Below are 1,984 nucleotides of genomic sequence, written 5' to 3' on the forward strand. Positions count from 1 at the left end.
AATATCGCCAGGCAAATCCACAGAACCATCGTGTGCTGGTCGTAGATCTGCTGGGCAATGACTGTCTGCGGCTCGGGCAGATTTAACTGGTAGGGGTCGGCTGCCGCCATCGCCAGTCCGGGATACGTCACGTACGTCATGACTCCTGCAAGGGCGGAGGGTACGTTGATCTTCATGTTTTCCTCATTGATTCCCGAATATTTGGTCCACGAGTAGGGTTATTAAAGATAATCGGATTCTCTTATCCGGTATCGAATCGTATGCCTCAGCACGAGGTGAAACCTTGACCAATATCAACTTTTATCGAGGTTGAGTAGAAGGAAGTGAGCTGAGGTGATAGAGGGGGATAAATGGAACCCGGGCATATTCCAGCGGGAGATATCCAGTTCATACCCTACCAAATCTCGCACAATCCGAAATTCAGCGGCAGGAGGATGAATGGACGCGACCTATCCGCGAGGGACATCGAAGTACGGTAGGATGGGTGGAGGCTGAAAGCCGGAACCCATCATCAAAATTCGATGGATTACTTTGTTTGAATGGCCTGAACGTGCACAGAGAACGGGTGGCAAAGAAAAGGATAGAGCGGGAAGCTCGGTAAACCGCGATTCCGGGGGAAATTGCGATGTTACGTCAGTCTCTTCCGAAGAGGCCGCGGTCGCGTGCGAGTTGCCAGGATCCATTCTGACCTTCGCGGCAGAGGCCGAATACCAGGGATGGCTGAAGGGAAGGAACGATGAAACGCAAATCAAGAAAAGACACGCAGACTGCGTCCGGGTAATACTCGATCCGATCGAGGGCAGGAAATGCCGCAAAGTGGCGAAATCCGGCGAAAATCTCCTGTCCCCACGCCTCGCGGGCAAGAGCACTCTGACGCTCTGTTTCACCAAATCGACTATGCCGTGTCCATTTTGCTGTTGAAACAGGCTGATAACCTGCAGCAATCGCTTCCCACCAGCCTGGCAAACCGCTCCCGGCAGCGGAGGCCCCAGGTTCTTGCGTACGCCACAGATTGACCGAGGCCACTTCATAGTCATCGTCATGGCTGACGATAATCTTCCAGTTGAAGGGCGAGAGCGGTTGAGGGAAGGCGTGGACCTGAGCCTCCTTCAATTGATGGTTTTTGACGTATGCCTCGCCAATCTCCATGGCTCGTGAATGCAGAATCCCCTGGAAGCCAACGTAACATCCCAGGATCAGCAAGGCAGCAACCGCCGGATATCGGCCTTTTGGCCTGAATATGCTGGCCACAAGGCCGATCACGATTATTCCGGTGAAATAGGGATCGATAATGAATGTGAAGGGAATGCTGAAAGCATGCCTGGAAAACGGAGCCAGCAGCATCGTACCGTAAGAGGTAATCACGTCACCGGCGATATGAATGCCTATACCGAGCGCAGCGATGCCATAGAATGCCTGCCAGGGATACGGCCAGCGTGAAAGGCGAGACAAACTCGAGAGGATCCACGCAACGAGCCAGGCCCAGAAAGGCAACAGTATGATTGAATGGGTAATGCCGCGATGAAATGTGACATACGTGAGCGTATCGATCGCGCGCAACACGAAATCGACGTCGGGAAACGCGGCTGCAATGAAGCCTGCGGTCATGCGAGCGCGCAATATCAACTGCCCGGTGTCAGGCGCATGATGTGAGGGTGGAGCGGTTGCCCGCGCAAGCAATGCGCCGCTTAAAGCATGGGTCAAGGTATCCATGCGGCAGGAAGGGATTTAATGAGGGCTGATAATGGAAGCCAAAGAGGCAGGTCAAAGAGGCCGTTCAACGGGGGGCAGTCAGATGGACGCTCAGCGGGCGGGGAAAGCAGCGGGACGCATTGCCGGAGTGATTCTCGGTACCCTACTCTTAATTGTAGTAGTTCAGATTTAATCGGACAGTAGGGCCTTGCGAAAAGCGGGGTTACCCGGTTTGATAGAGGTGCGAATCTTTATCAAATTGAGCGCTGAAAGCGCAAAGGAGTAACCCCAT

General features: G+C 53.6%; 1 protein-coding gene. It reads right to left on the reverse strand.

Annotated features, from left to right (window positions below; translation table 11 throughout):
* Positions 1-633 precede the first annotated feature (633 nt).
* On the reverse strand, positions 634-1,704 hold the full coding sequence (locus tag AC52W5_RS13350; protein WP_495671344.1) for a metal-dependent hydrolase: 1,071 nt from the start codon (positions 1,702-1,704) through the stop codon (positions 634-636).
* Between the last annotated feature and the right edge of the window lie 280 nt (positions 1,705-1,984).

Source organism: Nitrosospira sp. CT (genome assembly GCF_059489795.1).